This is a genomic window from Citrobacter sp. RHB20-C16, assembly GCF_013890155.1.
Classification (GTDB): domain Bacteria; phylum Pseudomonadota; class Gammaproteobacteria; order Enterobacterales; family Enterobacteriaceae; genus Citrobacter_A; species Citrobacter_A amalonaticus.
Window position 1 is genome coordinate 4213294 of sequence record NZ_CP057630.1, and the last position, 14493, is coordinate 4227786.

The 14493-nt window shown below is 54.4% G+C and carries 15 protein-coding genes; 5 read left to right on the plus strand and 10 right to left on the minus strand.

Translation table 11 applies throughout. The features are described 5' to 3' along the window. Window positions 1-108: 108 nt before the first annotated feature. Together HVX64_RS20185 and HVX64_RS20190 are read left to right on the plus strand one after the other, a co-directional pair. Window positions 109-435 carry a type II toxin-antitoxin system RelE/ParE family toxin gene (locus HVX64_RS20185; protein WP_042999220.1) on the plus strand — a complete coding sequence of 109 codons (327 nt, stop codon included), beginning with the start codon at window positions 109-111 and terminating at the stop codon, window positions 433-435. Next, window positions 419-709, plus strand: a complete 291-nt coding sequence (locus tag HVX64_RS20190; RefSeq protein WP_181825149.1) for a helix-turn-helix transcriptional regulator — start codon at window positions 419-421, stop codon at window positions 707-709. The genes HVX64_RS20185 and HVX64_RS20190 overlap by 17 nt, the downstream gene beginning before the upstream one ends. A gap of 44 nt (window positions 710-753) precedes the next feature. Here the strand turns inward: HVX64_RS20190 and cybC are convergent, their stop codons facing one another. Both cybC and pmbA read right to left on the minus strand, forming a co-directional pair. Beyond that, window positions 754-1140 carry a cytochrome b562 gene (gene cybC, locus HVX64_RS20195; RefSeq protein ID WP_042999219.1) on the minus strand — a complete coding sequence of 129 codons (387 nt, stop codon included), beginning with the start codon at window positions 1138-1140 and terminating at the stop codon, window positions 754-756. 53 nt (window positions 1141-1193) lie between these two features. Further along, window positions 1194-2546, minus strand: a complete 1353-nt coding sequence (gene pmbA / locus HVX64_RS20200; RefSeq protein WP_044264679.1) for a metalloprotease PmbA — start codon at window positions 2544-2546, stop codon at window positions 1194-1196. A 95-nt stretch (window positions 2547-2641) separates the two neighbouring features. On the opposite strand from pmbA, the gene yjgA reads away from it, so the two are divergent. Beyond that, on the plus strand, window positions 2642-3193 hold the full coding sequence (gene yjgA / locus HVX64_RS20205; protein WP_042999217.1) for a ribosome biogenesis factor YjgA: 552 nt from the start codon (window positions 2642-2644) through the stop codon (window positions 3191-3193). 64 nt (window positions 3194-3257) lie between these two features. On the opposite strand, the gene HVX64_RS20210 is transcribed toward yjgA, so the two are convergent. Next, a protein-coding gene (locus HVX64_RS20210) for an IS3 family transposase (RefSeq protein WP_249033498.1) occupies window positions 3258-4621 on the minus strand; the annotation gives its coding sequence in 2 pieces (ribosomal slippage) (window positions 3258-4117 and window positions 4117-4621; 1365 coding nt in all). Window positions 4622-4694: 73 nt separating this feature from the next. Continuing rightward, window positions 4695-6074, minus strand: coding sequence for a UDP-N-acetylmuramate:L-alanyl-gamma-D-glutamyl-meso-diaminopimelate ligase (gene mpl, locus HVX64_RS20215; protein ID WP_042999216.1), 1380 nt, complete (start codon window positions 6072-6074; stop codon window positions 4695-4697). Window positions 6075-6249: 175 nt separating this feature from the next. Here mpl and fbp point away from each other — a divergent pair, with 175 nt between their 5' ends. After that, the gene (fbp, locus tag HVX64_RS20220; protein WP_042999215.1) at window positions 6250-7248 is read left to right on the plus strand and encodes a class 1 fructose-bisphosphatase; all 999 of its coding nucleotides are present in this window, start codon (window positions 6250-6252) and stop codon (window positions 7246-7248) included. Window positions 7249-7322: 74 nt separating this feature from the next. Here fbp and HVX64_RS20225 read toward each other — a convergent pair whose 3' ends face one another. The 5 genes from HVX64_RS20225 to ytfQ all read right to left on the minus strand — a co-directional run bounded on the left by HVX64_RS20225 (window position 7323) and on the right by ytfQ (window position 13145). Continuing rightward, window positions 7323-8435: a methyl-accepting chemotaxis protein gene (locus HVX64_RS20225; protein ID WP_072185422.1), complete on the minus strand. Its 1113-nt coding sequence runs from the start codon at window positions 8433-8435 to the stop codon at window positions 7323-7325. Between the two features lie 81 nt (window positions 8436-8516). Further along, complete coding sequence (gene yjfF, locus HVX64_RS20230; RefSeq protein ID WP_042999214.1) at window positions 8517-9518, minus strand: galactofuranose ABC transporter, permease protein YjfF; 1002 nt, start codon at window positions 9516-9518, stop codon at window positions 8517-8519. Further along, the gene (ytfT, locus tag HVX64_RS20235; RefSeq protein WP_042999213.1) at window positions 9505-10527 is read right to left on the minus strand and encodes a galactofuranose ABC transporter, ATP-binding protein YtfT; all 1023 of its coding nucleotides are present in this window, start codon (window positions 10525-10527) and stop codon (window positions 9505-9507) included. Before ytfT ends, yjfF begins: the two co-directional genes overlap by 14 nt. Window positions 10528-10540: 13 nt before the next feature. Further along, complete coding sequence (ytfR, locus tag HVX64_RS20240) at window positions 10541-12043, minus strand: galactofuranose ABC transporter, ATP-binding protein YtfR (protein WP_042999212.1); 1503 nt, start codon at window positions 12041-12043, stop codon at window positions 10541-10543. A 145-nt stretch (window positions 12044-12188) separates the two neighbouring features. After that, window positions 12189-13145, minus strand: coding sequence for a galactofuranose ABC transporter substrate-binding protein YtfQ (gene ytfQ / locus HVX64_RS20245; protein ID WP_042999211.1), 957 nt, complete (start codon window positions 13143-13145; stop codon window positions 12189-12191). 307 nt (window positions 13146-13452) lie between these two features. Here ytfQ and ppa point away from each other — a divergent pair, with 307 nt between their 5' ends. Continuing rightward, window positions 13453-13983, plus strand: a complete 531-nt coding sequence (gene ppa / locus HVX64_RS20250; protein ID WP_042999210.1) for an inorganic diphosphatase — start codon at window positions 13453-13455, stop codon at window positions 13981-13983. 165 nt (window positions 13984-14148) lie between these two features. On the opposite strand, the gene HVX64_RS20255 is transcribed toward ppa, so the two are convergent. After that, a complete protein-coding gene (locus HVX64_RS20255) occupies window positions 14149-14493 on the minus strand; it encodes a gamma-glutamylcyclotransferase (RefSeq protein ID WP_042999209.1) in 345 nt (114 codons plus the stop codon).

A 14493-nucleotide genomic window follows, 5' to 3' on the forward strand; every position in this document is an offset into this window, starting at 1 on the left:
GCTATGCGTCCCCATCATAAAGAGGAAACACCTAAATTAGCCTATAAGCTAAATTAGCCTATAAGATAATTTAGCTTTTATGCTAATATTTTATCAGGGAGAGATGCCGTGTTTACCGTCATGCTGCATGTCGATGTTGCCAGCGAGCTGGCAAGTTTACCGCCCACCGTCAGGGCAAAAATGATTCGCTTGATTGATAAGTTAAAAATTAATGCGACTGCATTACGGGAACCCGACAGCAAACCTCTCGGTGCTGGTCTGTTTGAGATTCGCACAATGGGAACCGAGCCAGGCCGTGGTCTGTATGTCTATCAGAAAGGCAAAACCATCTATCTGTTACGCGTGTTCATTAAGAAAACGCAGAAAACGCCCAAACAAGAAATGATGCTAGCCTTCGAAAGGCTGGAGGAGATGCTCAATGAGCAAGAAAACTAAAAGCGTCGCCTGGGACGACGTCAGAGCAGACCTGATGTCCGATCCTGAAGTACAAGCCGCAATGGAAGTGGAAGAGCGGAAGGCACGTCTACAAGCTATGCTCGCACAATGGCGTAAACACGCGGGATTAACTCGCGCGCAAGTTGCTGAAAGAATGGGGGTTACGCCACCGACAGTCTCCAGGATGGAAGCGAATATTATCAAGGCCAGTCTGGAAACGATTGTCCGTTACGCCAGAGCCTGCGGAATTAAACATCCGCAAATCATCCTGTAACGGTCACCTGATGTCCCTCTGGAGACATCAGGTGAGCAAGACAATTAACGATACTTCTTGTGATACGCGTTGCGGGTGGTTTTGAATTGTTCCGCCGCGGCCTGCGCTTCTTTGACCTTCCCTTCGTTTGCCAGCTTCAGCGCACCGTCGATCTGGCCGACCAGAATGTCGAAACCATGACGGAAATCTTTCATTTCCGGGCTATCTGAGGCCTTGCTTTCCAGTTTTGGCGGCGTCGCTTTTTGCGCGTCCAGCGCAGCGGCGCGCATTTTGGTTAACGCATCGGTCACTTGCGTCGCGTTATCCGCTTTTTCGATTACCTTCAGGTTATCGTTAAGCGTTTCCATATTATCTTCCAGATCAGCGGCGAACACGGAAGAGCCCAAAACTAACGTTGAAGCTGCGATGATTGCTAACAGATGTTTACGCATTGCTCACTTCCTTTTTTTTATTGTTATGGCGCGGCAGGTCGCGCCATGGATGTTTACTGCCCGGCGATTTTCATCTCCGGCAACAGTACTGAACCACACTGTATATTGCTACGTGTTTCAATATCGTTACCAATCGTCACAATATTGCGCCACATCTCTTTTAAATTTCCGGCGATGGTAATTTCGCTCACAGGGTATTGAATTTCCCCGTTTTCAACCCAGAAACCGGCTGCGCCGCGGGAGTAATCCCCGGTAATGCCGCTCACGCCCTGGCCCATCAGTTCAGTGACCACCAGACCGGTGCCCATCTCTTTAAGCATCTGCTCAAAGTTCAGCCCTTGTCCGGCAATACGCCAGTTATGAATGCCGCCCGCATGACCGGTGCTTTTCAGCCCCAGCTTACGTGCGGAATAGTTGGTCAGCAGCCATTGAGTCAGAACGCCGTCTTTCACAATGTCACGACGTTCCGTGCGCACACCTTCGCTGTCAAACGGTGAGGAGGCCAGTCCTTTCAGCAGGTGCGGATGCTCCTCAATGGTCAGCCATTCAGGCAGAATTTGTTTGCCCAGCGAATCCAGCAGGAATGTGGATTTGCGGTACACCGAACCGCCCGCAATTGCGCCAACCAGATGTCCAATCAGCCCGGTCGCCACTTCGTTAGCAAAAATCACCGGCGCTTTCATGGTCGAGAGTTTACGCGGAGACAGGCGGGATAACGTGCGGCGAGCACAGTCTGCGCCTACCCATTCCGGCGTTTGTAGATCGCCCATCGCGCGACCAATGGTGTATGCATAATCGCGCTCCATATCGCCGTTTTCTTCGGCAATTACGCAACTGGACAGCGAATGGCGGGTGGAGCAATAGCCCTGCAACATACCGTGGCTGTTGCCAAACACTTTAATGCCATAGTGGCTGTTAAAGCTGCCGCCTTCCGTATTAGTGATGCGTTTGTCGGCCTGCAAAGAGGCCTGTTCAGCACGCGCTGCCAGTTCGATGGCTTCGTCCGGGGAAATGTCAGCCGGGTGGAACAGGTCCAGATCCGGCGCGTCAAAAGCCAGCAGTTCTTTGTCGGCCACACCGGCGCACGGATCCGGTGAAGTGTAGCGCGCGATATCCAGCGCCGCCTGGACGGTACGGGCAATCGCCTGTGGGCTTAAATCGGTCGATGAGGCGCTGCCTTTACGGTTCTGATGGTAGACGGTAATCCCCAGCGCACCATCGCTATTGAATTCGACATTCTCCACTTCACCATAACGGGTGCTGACACTGATGCCGGTCGTTTTGCTTACGGCGACTTCCGCCCCGTCCGATTTGCCTGAGGCTAACTCCAGCGCTGTCGAAACTGCTTCTTCCAGAATCTTACGCTGCGCTTCAACTTGTGAGATTACTTTCATCGCAAATGCCATAATGTAGAGAGAGTTTCTTTGAAGTCTAACAGAGAACCGTTTTTCAGTGCGCATCTTAACTGGTAACATTAGCCTCTTTTTTTAAGGAGCCTGACATGACAAAGCAGCCCGAAGACTGGCTCGACGACGTTCCCGGTGATGACATCGAAGACGAAGACGATGAAATTATCTGGGTCAGCAAAAGTGAAATTAAACGCGACGCCGAGGAGCTAAAACGCCTGGGCGCGGAACTGGTGGATCTGGGGAAAAACGCGCTGGACAAAATCCCGCTTGATGCGGACCTGCGTGCCGCCATTGAGCTGGCCCAGCGTATCAAGATGGAAGGTCGCCGCCGTCAGTTGCAGTTGATTGGTAAATTGCTGCGCCAACGCGAGGTGGATCCTATCCGTCAGGCGCTGGATAAGTTGAAAAACCGCCACAACCAGCAGGTGGTGTTGTTTCACAAGCTTGAGCATCTGCGCGATCGTCTGATCGATGAAGGCGATGACGCGGTAGAAGAGGTGCTGAATCTGTGGCCGCACGCCGATCGTCAGCAGTTACGCTCGCTGATCCGCAATGCGAAGAAAGAGAAAGAAGGGAATAAGCCGCCGAAGTCCGCACGTCAGATCTTCCAGTATCTGCGCGAACTGGCGGAAAACGAAGAGTAATCCCGTACGCTAAATAGGCCCGGTAAGCGTCATGGACTGACCCCATAAATCTGGACAGTTTATATTAAGCGGCCTTCAGAGCCTGGGCCCGGTACTCTACCGGACTCAGGCCTTTTAGTTTCAGGCTTATCCGCTCGTTGTTGTAGTAACGGATATAATCCTCTATCGCCTTCCTCAGTTCGCTGATATTGCTGAACTGACTCAGGTAAAAACACTCCGATTTCAGCGTCCCGAAGAAGTTTTCCATCACGGCATTATCCAGACAGTTTCCTTTTCGGGACATACTTTGCGTCATGCCCTGCGCCTTTAACTTTGCCTGATAGCCTGCCATCCGATATTGCCAGCCCTGATCTGTGTGCAGCAAGGGGGCGTCGTCTGGTCCGAGCTTTAAGAACGCATCCCGCAGCATGGTATTAACCATCTCCATCACCGGCCTTTCCGACAGGCTGTAGGAGATTATTTCCCGGTTAAAAAGATCGAGTACCGGCGACAGGTACAGCTTTTTACCCTGCAGCGAGAACTCTGTAACATCCGTAACCCATTTTTCATTGGCTTTTGATGCACTGAAGTTCCTGCTCAGGATATTGGGGGCTGCCTTGCCTGTTTCCCCCTTCCATGAGCGGTATTTCTTCGCCCTTATCAGAGACCGGAGCGACAGCTCTGTCATCAGCCGCTGCACGGTTTTATGGTTCACCAGCAGACCCTGCTTTCTCAGCGAAAGCGTGATCCTGCGGTAGCCATAACGGCCTTTGTGCCAGGCGTATATCTCACGGATTTTATCTTTCAGCCCGGCATGCCTGTCCACCTGCTTCAGGGCATTCATATTGTAATACCATGTACTGCGGGACATGCCTGCCGCGCGCAGGAGGTCTCGCAGAGCGTGCTTATGCCTCAGTTCACTGATTATCAGGGCTTGCTGCCGTTTTTTTCGCTCTGAACCAAGGCCTTCAACTTTTTTAGATAGGCATTCTCTGCCCGCAGGTAACGGAGTTCAGCCCGGAGTTCTTCGGGGGAGAGTTTTTCCAGTTCTTTATCTGTAGGGGATGGGGGGATTTTTTGTTTTGTCATTTTTCCAGGCCGCCCGCGTTGAATGTTTAGCAGTCCTTCCGCTCCGGCATCGTTGTACACGCAGACCCAGTGTCGGACAAGCGTTTCTGCAGAGAGATTAAACCGGGCAGCTGCTTCACGCATCGTCAGGTGGTCACGGATAACCGCCCGGACGACGACGAGTTTAAATTCAGCTGAATGATGTTTATTTTTCCCTGACAGCCCTTCCATACCGTGGAGTTGCCACGCCCTGACCCAGCGACGGACGGAAGTTCTTTCAACACCAAAACGGTCGGCTGTACGCTCTTCTCCGTCTTTTCCGGACAAATAATGATTAACCACAGCCAGTTTTGTTTCAGGGGAATATTTTGGCTTTGCCATAAAAAACTGCACCTTACTCAGTTGAGTGTCCAACTTTTGGGGTGCAGTCCATCAGCGCCACCGGGCATTTTTATTACTCTTCAGCTTCCGCTTCGGCTTTCTTCGCCAGACCATCCAGCAGTTTCTGGTGAATTCCACCAAATCCGCCGTTACTCATCACCAGAATGTGATCGCCCGGCTGCGCCGTTTTCACGATCATCTCTGCCAGCGTATCCACATCCCCGCTCCAGTGAGCAGGCTGAATGCAGGCGTCCGCCACTTCCGCGACTTGCCACGGAATATGCGGCGGCTGCAGGAGATACACTTCATCCGCGCGGCCCAATGACGGCGCCAGGTCGTCTTTGCACAGCCCCATCTTCATGGTGTTGGAACGCGGTTCCAGCACGGCGATGATGCGCGCCGTGCCGCCTACTTTTCCGCGCAGCGCCGCAAGCGTTGCCAGAATCGCCGTTGGGTGATGGGCAAAATCGTCGTACACCGTGACGCCGTTTGCTTCACCGCGCAGTTCCAGGCGGCGACGGGCATTAATAAATGATCCCAGCGCCTGAGCCGCATCCGCCGGTTGTACGCCAACATGACGGGCTGCGGCGATTGCCATCAGACCGTTGTGCATGTTGTGCTCACCGACCAGCGACCACTTCACGTCGCCGACCTTTTCACCGTCCAGCCACACTTCCCATTCAGAAGCATCGACGTTCAGCTTTTTCGCCTGCCAGTGGCCCTGCTCGCCCACCAGCTCCTGTTCGCTCCAGCAGCCCATCGCCATCGTCTGCTTCAGGTTAATGTCGTGCTCAGGATAGATGATCCGCCCCTGCCCCGGCACAATGCGGACCAGATGGTGGAACTGCTTCTGGATCGCTTTCAGATCGTCAAAGATATCCGCATGATCAAACTCAAGGTTATTGAGGATCAGCGTACGCGGGCAGTAATGTACGAATTTGGAGCGTTTATCAAAGAAGGCGCAGTCGTACTCATCCGCTTCAATCACGAAAAAGTTGCTTTCGCCCAGACGCGCAGAAACGTCAAAGTTCCCCGGCACGCCGCCAATCACAAAACCGGGTTTGTAACCGCAAGCGTCCAGAATCCAGGTCGCCATGCCGGCGGTCGTGGTTTTACCGTGCGTTCCCGCAACGGCCAGCACCCAACGATCGCGCAACACAAAATCATGCAGCCACTGCGGGCCGGACATGAACGGAATGTTTTTCTCCAGCACCGCCTCAACGCACGGATTCCCACGGGTCATGGCATTGCCGATGATCACCAAATCCGGCTGCGGGTCGAGTTGACTGGGGTCATAACCCTGAATCAAATCAATGCCCTGATTCTCAAGCAAGGTACTCATCGGCGGATACACATTGGCGTCCGAACCCGTTACTTCATGACCGAGCGAGCGCGCCAGCATCGCCAGACCGCCCATGAACGTGCCACAAATTCCCAAAATATGAATGCGCATACGTCACTATCCTAATTTAACCCAGGGGGCATTTTACGCATATGTCAGCCAAGTGAGAAACGCATTTCAGGATAATCCGTAGTTTGCTGGCGCGATTCACCTGAGCGCAGCCACTGAAATATTTGTTAAGATTGTTACGGTCGCTTTACTCCATATTAATTGCAGGGAAAGTGTTATGAAAACGTTAGGTGAATTTATTGTCGAGAAGCAGCACGAGTTCTCTCATGCTACAGGTGAGCTCACTGCGTTGTTGTCGGCAATAAAGCTGGGCGCCAAGATCATCCACCGCGATATCAACAAGGCCGGTCTGGTCGATATCCTGGGTGCCAGCGGTGCTGAGAACGTACAGGGTGAGGTTCAGCAGAAACTCGACCTGTTCGCGAACGAAAAACTGAAAGCTGCACTCAAGGCGCGTGATATTGTCGCGGGTATTGCCTCTGAAGAAGAAGATGAAATCGTCGTTTTCGAAGGCTGTGAACACGCGAAATACGTGGTGCTGATGGATCCGCTGGATGGATCGTCCAACATCGATGTTAACGTCTCTGTCGGGACCATTTTCTCTATCTACCGCCGCGTGACGCCTGTCGGCACGCCGGTCACGGAAGAAGATTTCCTGCAACCAGGCAACAAGCAGGTTGCTGCGGGTTACGTGGTTTACGGCTCTTCCACCATGCTGGTTTACACCACCGGCTGCGGCGTCCACGCCTTTACCTACGATCCGTCACTGGGTGTGTTCTGCCTGTGTCAGGAGCGGATGCGCTTCCCGGAGAAAGGCAACACCTACTCCATTAACGAAGGCAACTACATCAAATTCCCGAACGGCGTGAAGAAGTACATCAAGTTCTGCCAGGAAGAGGATAAATCCACGCAGCGCCCGTATACCTCGCGCTACATCGGCTCACTGGTTGCTGACTTCCATCGTAACCTGCTGAAAGGCGGGATCTACCTTTATCCAAGCACCGCCAGCCACCCGGACGGTAAACTGCGTCTGCTGTACGAGTGCAACCCAATGGCATTCCTTGCGGAGCAAGCGGGCGGCAAGGCGAGCGACGGGAAAGAGCGTATTCTGGATATCACGCCGGAAAGCCTGCACCAGCGTCGTTCGTTCTTCGTCGGCAACAACCATATGGTTGAAGATGTAGAACGCTTTATCCGGGAATTCCCGGACGCCTAAAACTCTTGCCGGATGGAGCTGACGCTTATCCAGCCTACACGCTAAACGCCTCTCCCCGGAGAGGCGTTTTTCTGTCAGGCGGTCTGCAATTTAAACGACGCCATCGCTTCAATCAGCGCATGCGATTGCTCTTCCAGGGAACGGGTTGCCGCAGAAGATTGTTGTACCAGCGCCGCATTCTGCTGCGCCGTTTCATCCATCTGACTCACCGCGATATTCACCTGTTCGATACCGCGACTCTGCTCCTGCGACGCACTGGCGATTTCCCGCATCAGTTTGGTCATCCGCATGACTTCGCTGGCAATCTCATCCATCGTTTCGCCTGCCTGCATCGCCAGATCGCTGCCCTCTCCCACTTGTGACTGCGAGTCGCCAATCAGCGTACGAATCTCTTTTGCGGCCTCCGCGCTACGGCTGGCCAGATTGCGCACTTCGCCCGCCACCACGGCAAAACCGCGTCCCTGCTCTCCCGCGCGCGCCGCTTCAACCGAGGCGTTCAGCGCCAAAATATTGGTCTGGAACGCAATCCCGTCGATCACGCCAAGAATATCGGCGATACGATTAGCACTCCCGGAAATGTCGCGCATTTTTTCAATGACATAACAGACCATTTCACTGCCGCGATCGGCGGTATCAGAAACCGATTTCGCCAGTTGATGCGCCTGATCGGCGTTTTCCGCATTCTGTTTCACCGTTGCGGTAAGCTCCTCCATGCTGGCGGCAGTTTGTTCCAGCGAGGTCGCCGTCGATTCGGTGCGTGTCGCCAGATGAATATTGCCCGCCGTCAGTTCACGACTGCCGGTGTCTATCTGCGAACTGGCATCGCGAACGCGTCTGACAGATTCACTCAGCGCCATGCGCATCCCTTCAAGCGCGGCCTGCAGGCGATTAAACTCGGCGCTGGCATAACGGCTTTCTGCCGCCGACAAATCTCCCGTTGCCAGGCGTTCCAGTTGTTCAACCACATTATCGAGCGGTTTCAGCAGCTTATTACGCAATAACAGCCAGACCACTGCCAACAGGGCGATGGCCGTCAGCGTCGTCGCGGTCATCACTCCGTAATAAATCCATGAGGTAATGATTCGCGTGGAGGCGTAAATCCCCATGCCGCCTGTTAGCAGCAATAACAGGGTAATAAGCGACAATAAAACCAACAGGGTATTTCGTAGGGAGAGGGATTTTGGCATCGTTATTTTCCGGTTGTAAGATATACAGAAACTATCGACAACAACCGGAAAAAGTTTAGGTGTTTAAGTAAAATCTGTGTCTCACTTCGGCGTCGCTGCCGGGCCGACTCGTGTTACCGGCGAGCTCTGTCGATTTTCCCAAAGCACCGTCAGACCGCGCTGCAACGCAATGAAAATAAATAACAAAACGCCAATGGCAATTTTCGTCCACCATGAACTGAGCGTGCCGTCGAAGTTAATGTAGGTCTGGATCAGCCCCTGAATCGCCACGCCAAACAGCGTTCCAAGAACCGTACCGACCCCACCGCTCAGCAACGTACCACCGATCACCACCGAAGCGATCGCATCCAGCTCTACACCCACTCCCGCCAGCGCGTAGCCAGCCTGGGTGTAAACAGAAAAGACAATCCCGGCCAGCGTCGCCAGCCCGGTTGACAGCATATAAATTCGGATCGTGGTGCTACGGGTGGAAATCCCCATCAGGTTCGCCGATGTCGCATTCCCGCCAATGGCATACACCTGATTGCCAAACCGGGTGCGATGCGCGAGGAAAATCCCAATGACCACCACCGCCAGCATCAGCAGGCCCATCGCGCTCAGACGCCCACCGCCGGGGATTTTCCACGCCAGGCTGGAAAGCGTGTCATAGATGGGATGGTTAATCGGGATCGACTCTTCCGATACCAGGTAACTGACCCCGCGCAGGAAAAACATACCGGCAAGCGTGATGATAAACGCCGGGATCTTCAGCGCATCAATCAGCAACCCCATGAACGCGCCAAACGCGCAGCCCATCGCCAACACCAGCGGAAACGCCAGTAACGGCGAGATCCCCCAGTAGCCGATAGCCTTCGCCAGGAATACGCCGGTGAAGGCGATCACCGATCCCACGGAGAGATCGATCCCGCCGGAGAGGATCACAAAGGTCATCCCCACGGCGATGATCCCCAGGAAGGCATTATCGGTCAGAATGTTGCAGATCACGCGCGTGGAGGCAAAGCCGGGAAACTGCGTCAGACAATAAAGATAGCCCAGCACGAAAACCCCGAGGGTGATCATTAACGGTAAATTACGTTTTATCACGACCACGCACTCCTTTTAGCAAACTGATAAAGCGCTGTGACTGCACAATCAGTACGCACAGCACCACGATGGCTTTGACCACCTGGTTCATCTCCGGCGGAAACCCGGACAGCAGGATCCCGGTGTTCATCCCCTGAATGATCAGCGCGCCCACCACTGACAGCAGCAGATTAAAGCGCCCGCCCATCAGGGAACCGCCGCCGATCACCACCGCCAGAATGGCGTCCAGCTCCAGCCACAAGCCGGCGTTGTTGGCATCGGCACCGCGAATATCCGCCGTGACGATAATCCCGGCGATTGCTGCGCACAGCCCGCTCAACACATAGGTGAGCATAACGATGACTCGTGTGTTGACGCCGGCATTTTTCGCTGCCCGGATGTTAATCCCCACCGCTTCAATAAACATCCCGAGCGCCGTTCGCCGGGTCAACAGCCAGAACAGCAGCAGCGTGATCAGCGCGATAATCACCGGCGTGGGAAACAGCAGCAGCGAGCCGCTGCCGAACCAGGAGAGCGTGGGCGAGTTGAAGGTGACAATCTGTCCAGAGGTGATCAGTTGCGCCACGCCGCGACCCGCCACCATCAGGATTAGCGTGGCGACAAACGGCTGAATTTTGAGGATCGCCACCAGGACGCCGTTCCACAGGCCAGCCAGCACGCCGGTCCCCAATGCGGCAAGCAGGACCACTGGCAGGCTGTGACCGGCGACGGTCATCGCCGCGGTCGTGGCGCCGGCAATCGCCATCACCGCGCCAACGGAAAGGTCAATGCCGCCGGTGGCAATAACCAGCGTCATCCCTATCGCCAACAGCGCGACGGGAGCGGCGCGATTCAGGATATCGATCGGGCTGCCGAACAGACGACCGTCCTGCAAGATAATCTGGTAAAAGTGGGGGGCGACGAGGCTGTCCACCAACAGCACCAGCAGCAGCGCAATCAGCTGCGGCATACCGGTCGGCCAGCGAAAGCGTCGCTTTGGCGGCGTGGTTTGCGGGAGAGATTGGGGCATCACAAGAGTCTCCTTACGCCGCGATGGCGTTCATGATCGCCGGAACGGACAGTTCAGCCAGCGGGATCTCCGCCACCTGTTTGCGGTCACGCATGATGATCACCCGATCCGCATAGCCTACCAGTTCCTCCAGCTCAGAGGAGATCACCAGCAGCGCCAGACCATCGGCGCACAGCGTTTCGATCAGGCGGATGATCTCGGCATGCGCGCCTACGTCGATCCCTCGCGTCGGTTCATCGAGGATCAGAAACTGTGGTTTAGTCAGCAGCCAGCGCGATAGCAGCACTTTTTGCTGGTTGCCGCCGGAGAGAAACTCGATCGGCTGTTCTGCGCTGGGGGTGCGAATGCCAAGCTGACGGATAAACCGCTCGGCAATGTCGTTTTGTTCTTTGCGCGCAATCGGCCGCAGCCAGCCGCGCTGGGCCTGCAATGCCAGGATAATGTTTTCGCGCACCGAGGCGGCGGCAATAATACCGTCCGTTTTGCGATCCTCCGGACAAAAACCGATCCCCAGGCATGATGCCTGATGAGGGGATCGCAGCGTCTGCGGTTTTCCTCTGATCAGCGCGCTGCCGCTGTCCGCCGGTTTGATACCGAAAATCACCTCGGCCGTTTCGGTGCGCCCGGATCCAAGCAGTCCCGCCAGACCGACGATCTCACCAGGTCGTACTTCGAGATCGAACGGGGAGATCGTCCCTTTCTTACCGAAACCTTTGAACGCGGCCACCGGTTTATCACTCAACAAGGTACGCCCCGCACGCTGTAACGCATGAGTGTCCAGCTCGCGTCCCAGCATCATTTTGACCAGTTCAATCTGCGGCAGCTCGCGGGTTTCCCGGCAGCCGACAAAACTGCCGTTACGCAGGACGGTGATCCGATCGCTGACCTGATAAACCTGATCAAGAAAATGGGTGACGAAGATCAGACTCACGCCGCGATCGCGCAGATGCCGCATTAAGCCGAACAGCATCTCAACCTCTTGCGTATCGAGACTGGCGGTAGGTTCATCAAGGATCAGAACTTTGGCGGAAAGATCGATAGCCCGGCAGATCGCGACGATCTGTTGCATCGCCACCGAATAGCGGTTCAGCGGTTCGCGCACGTCGAGGGAAAAACCGTAAGACGCCATTAGCGCCGTAGCGCGCTTTTCCATCTCTTTGCGCCGTAGCAGGCCAAATCGACGCGGTTCACGACCAATAAACAGGTTATCCGCCACCGACATATTCGGCAGCAGGTTCACTTCCTGATACACCGTGCCAATGCCCAGCTGTTGGGCATGTGCGGTATTTCTGGGGGAGATGGCACTGCCTTCCAGCCAGATACTACCGCGATCGGCATGATAGACGCCGGTCAGTGCTTTGATGAGCGTGGATTTTCCGGCCCCGTTCTCGCCGAGCAGCGCCATAATTTCGCCGCGACGCAGACTGAAATCGACGTTATCCAGCGCTTTGACGCCAGGAAAGAATTTACTTAATCCCTCTGTACGGAGGATCTCCTGGTGTTGTTCCGCGATCATAATAGCCCTCCGCGACAAGAGTGTGGCTCTGGAGGCCCGTAGGCCGGATAAGGCGGTTACGTTGCCATCCGGCAGAACCTTTGCCTGATGGCGCTTCGCTTATCAGGCCTACGGTGTTAGGTATGCCCCCAGAACGGGTCTGAACTTAGTAGCCCATGTTTTTCTTCTTCTCTAACTCTTCTTTCGCGGTATCCGGCAGATACAGCGTCGACTTGGTGATCGTGACCTTCTCAGGCATCGTGCCATCTTTCTTGAACTTCTCGAGCGCGTCGAAGGCCGGGCCTGCCATGTTCGGCGTCAGTTCAACGCTGGCATTCGCTTCACCGTCGATCATCGCTTTGTAGATGTCCGGTACGCCGTCAATAGAACCGGTCAGAATATCTTTGCCCGGTTTCAGCCCCGCTTCTTTGATCGCCTGAATAGCCCCGATCACCATGTCATCGTTATGGGCATAAACCATGCAGATGTTCTTGCCGTTGTTCTCGGCTTTGATAAAGCTCTCCATCACCTCTTTACCTTTACTACGGGTAAAGTCGCCGGACTGAGAGCGGATAATTTTGATGTTTGGTGCTTTGGCGATGGCTTCAGCAAACCCTTTCTTACGGTCAATCGCCACGCTGGCCCCGACGGTACCCTGCAGCTCAACCACATTACACGGCTTGCCGTTCACCTCTTTGATCAGCCAGTCGCCGATCAGTTGACCTTCCAGCACGTTGTTAGCGGTGACGGTGGTCATATAGAGAGATTTGTCTTTGACATCGATGGAACGATCGAGCAAGAAGACCGGGATCTCAGCATCTTTCGCTTCCTTCAGCACCGGCTCCCACCCTGTTGCCACTACCGGCGCAATAAAGATGGCATCGACGCCCTGAGCGACAAAGGAACGCACGGCTTTAATCTGGTTTTCCTGCTTTTGCTGACCGTCAGCGATTTTCAGCGTGATGCCGCGCTTCTCGGCCTCGCTTTTCGCCACGTTGGTCTCTGCGGCGCGCCAGCCGGACTCAGAGCCGACCTGCGAAAATCCTACGGTTAATGGGGCGGCCATGGCCATAGACGACATGGCTGCCGAAACTGCTGTGACGATAAGTAAGCGCTTCCACATAACTGTGTCCTCGTAGGGTAGGTTATTGTTGGTTAAGAAACAGTCGCGAAAAAACTATAGACAATCGAGCATGTAACGGATTGCGTTACATCACACTTCAAAAAAGTAAATAGAACGTTAATCACAAGTTTGTAATCGCTTTCATTTACCTATGAAAAAAGCGGCTGAAGATATGGATTTTTCTGTCATGCGAGTGGTCTGAAAAGACCAGCGGGAGACGAGTGAAAACGAAATCAGGCGGAGACATTCGGCGCGAGATAGCTATAATACTCGCCACTTGTTTACGACACAGTTAAAGGAAACAGACATGAGCTTACTCAACGTCCCTGCGGGCAAAGACCTGCCGGAAGATATCTACGTTGTTATCGAGATCCCGGCTAACGCCGATCCGATCAAATACGAAGTCGACAAAGAGAGCGGCGCACTGTTCGTTGACCGCTTCATGTCCACCGCGATGTTCTATCCGTGCAACTACGGTTACATCAACCACACCCTGTCCCTGGACGGTGACCCGGTTGACGTACTGGTCCCGACCCCGTATCCGCTGCAGCCAGGCTCCGTTATCCGTTGCCGTCCGGTTGGCGTACTGAAAATGACCGACGAATCCGGTGAAGATGCGAAACTGGTTGCTGTACCGCACACCAAGCTGAGCAAAGAGTACGATCACATCAACGATGTGAACGACCTGCCGGAACTGCTGAAAGCGCAGATCACGCACTTCTTCGAGCACTATAAAGATCTCGAAAAAGGCAAATGGGTGAAAGTCGACGGTTGGGACAACGCTGAAGCGGCGAAAGCTGAAATCGTTGCCTCCTTCGAGCGTGCGGCGAAGAAGTAATTCGTCCTGTCGAGCGAAGCCCCGCATGTCGGGGCTTTTTTGTGTCCGTAAACGCGAGTCACCGACACAAAAAACTACGCCACCCGAAGGTGGCGTGGTAAAAGTGCTGGCAAACAAGGAAATGCCTGATGACGCTACGCTTATCAGGCCTACCCTGCGCGCTACTCAGTACTGGTCTCTGTCTAACCAGTTACCGCTTTCGATCAGTGTTAATCCCTCCACCGGGCGCTGGTACACGTACATCCATGCACTGCCATACGGCGTCTGGATCAACTGGCGCGCGTATTCACCGCCGCGGGTGCGCAGCGCATCCAGTTCGGCCAGAGTGGCGTTATCAATACGATAAACCTCACCGTGTACCGTTCCGTTCCCCGGAACTGCGCCTGGATAGTGGCCCAGGCTATACAACTGGTAGTTATCGATACTGTAATCGCCCAGCAACTGGGCGTTGGTCATCCAGTGGCTGTTGCCTTGTTTGGTTCGTAAACTGCCGTAGACAAATATTCGCAT

Bases quoted from the DNA above. Each gene is read 5' to 3' on its own strand.
- mpl (WP_042999216.1), bottom strand. From the start codon at position 6,074: ATGCGCATTCATATTTTGGGAATTTGTGGCACGTTCATGGGCGGTCTG.
- fbp (WP_042999215.1), top strand. From the start codon at position 6,250: ATGAAAACGTTAGGTGAATTTATTGTCGAGAAGCAGCACGAGTTCTCT.
- yjgA (WP_042999217.1), top strand. From the start codon at position 2,642: ATGACAAAGCAGCCCGAAGACTGGCTCGACGACGTTCCCGGTGATGAC.
- ytfT (WP_042999213.1), bottom strand. From the start codon at position 10,527: ATGCCCCAATCTCTCCCGCAAACCACGCCGCCAAAGCGACGCTTTCGC.
- ytfQ (WP_042999211.1), bottom strand. From the start codon at position 13,145: ATGTGGAAGCGCTTACTTATCGTCACAGCAGTTTCGGCAGCCATGTCG.
- pmbA (WP_044264679.1), bottom strand. From the start codon at position 2,546: ATGGCATTTGCGATGAAAGTAATCTCACAAGTTGAAGCGCAGCGTAAG.
- HVX64_RS20255 (WP_042999209.1), bottom strand. From the start codon at position 14,493: ATGCGAATATTTGTCTACGGCAGTTTACGAACCAAACAAGGCAACAGC.
- cybC (WP_042999219.1), bottom strand. From the start codon at position 1,140: ATGCGTAAACATCTGTTAGCAATCATCGCAGCTTCAACGTTAGTTTTG.
- ytfR (WP_042999212.1), bottom strand. From the start codon at position 12,043: ATGATCGCGGAACAACACCAGGAGATCCTCCGTACAGAGGGATTAAGT.
- ppa (WP_042999210.1), top strand. From the start codon at position 13,453: ATGAGCTTACTCAACGTCCCTGCGGGCAAAGACCTGCCGGAAGATATC.
- HVX64_RS20225 (WP_072185422.1), bottom strand. From the start codon at position 8,435: ATGCCAAAATCCCTCTCCCTACGAAATACCCTGTTGGTTTTATTGTCG.
- HVX64_RS20190 (WP_181825149.1), top strand. From the start codon at position 419: ATGAGCAAGAAAACTAAAAGCGTCGCCTGGGACGACGTCAGAGCAGAC.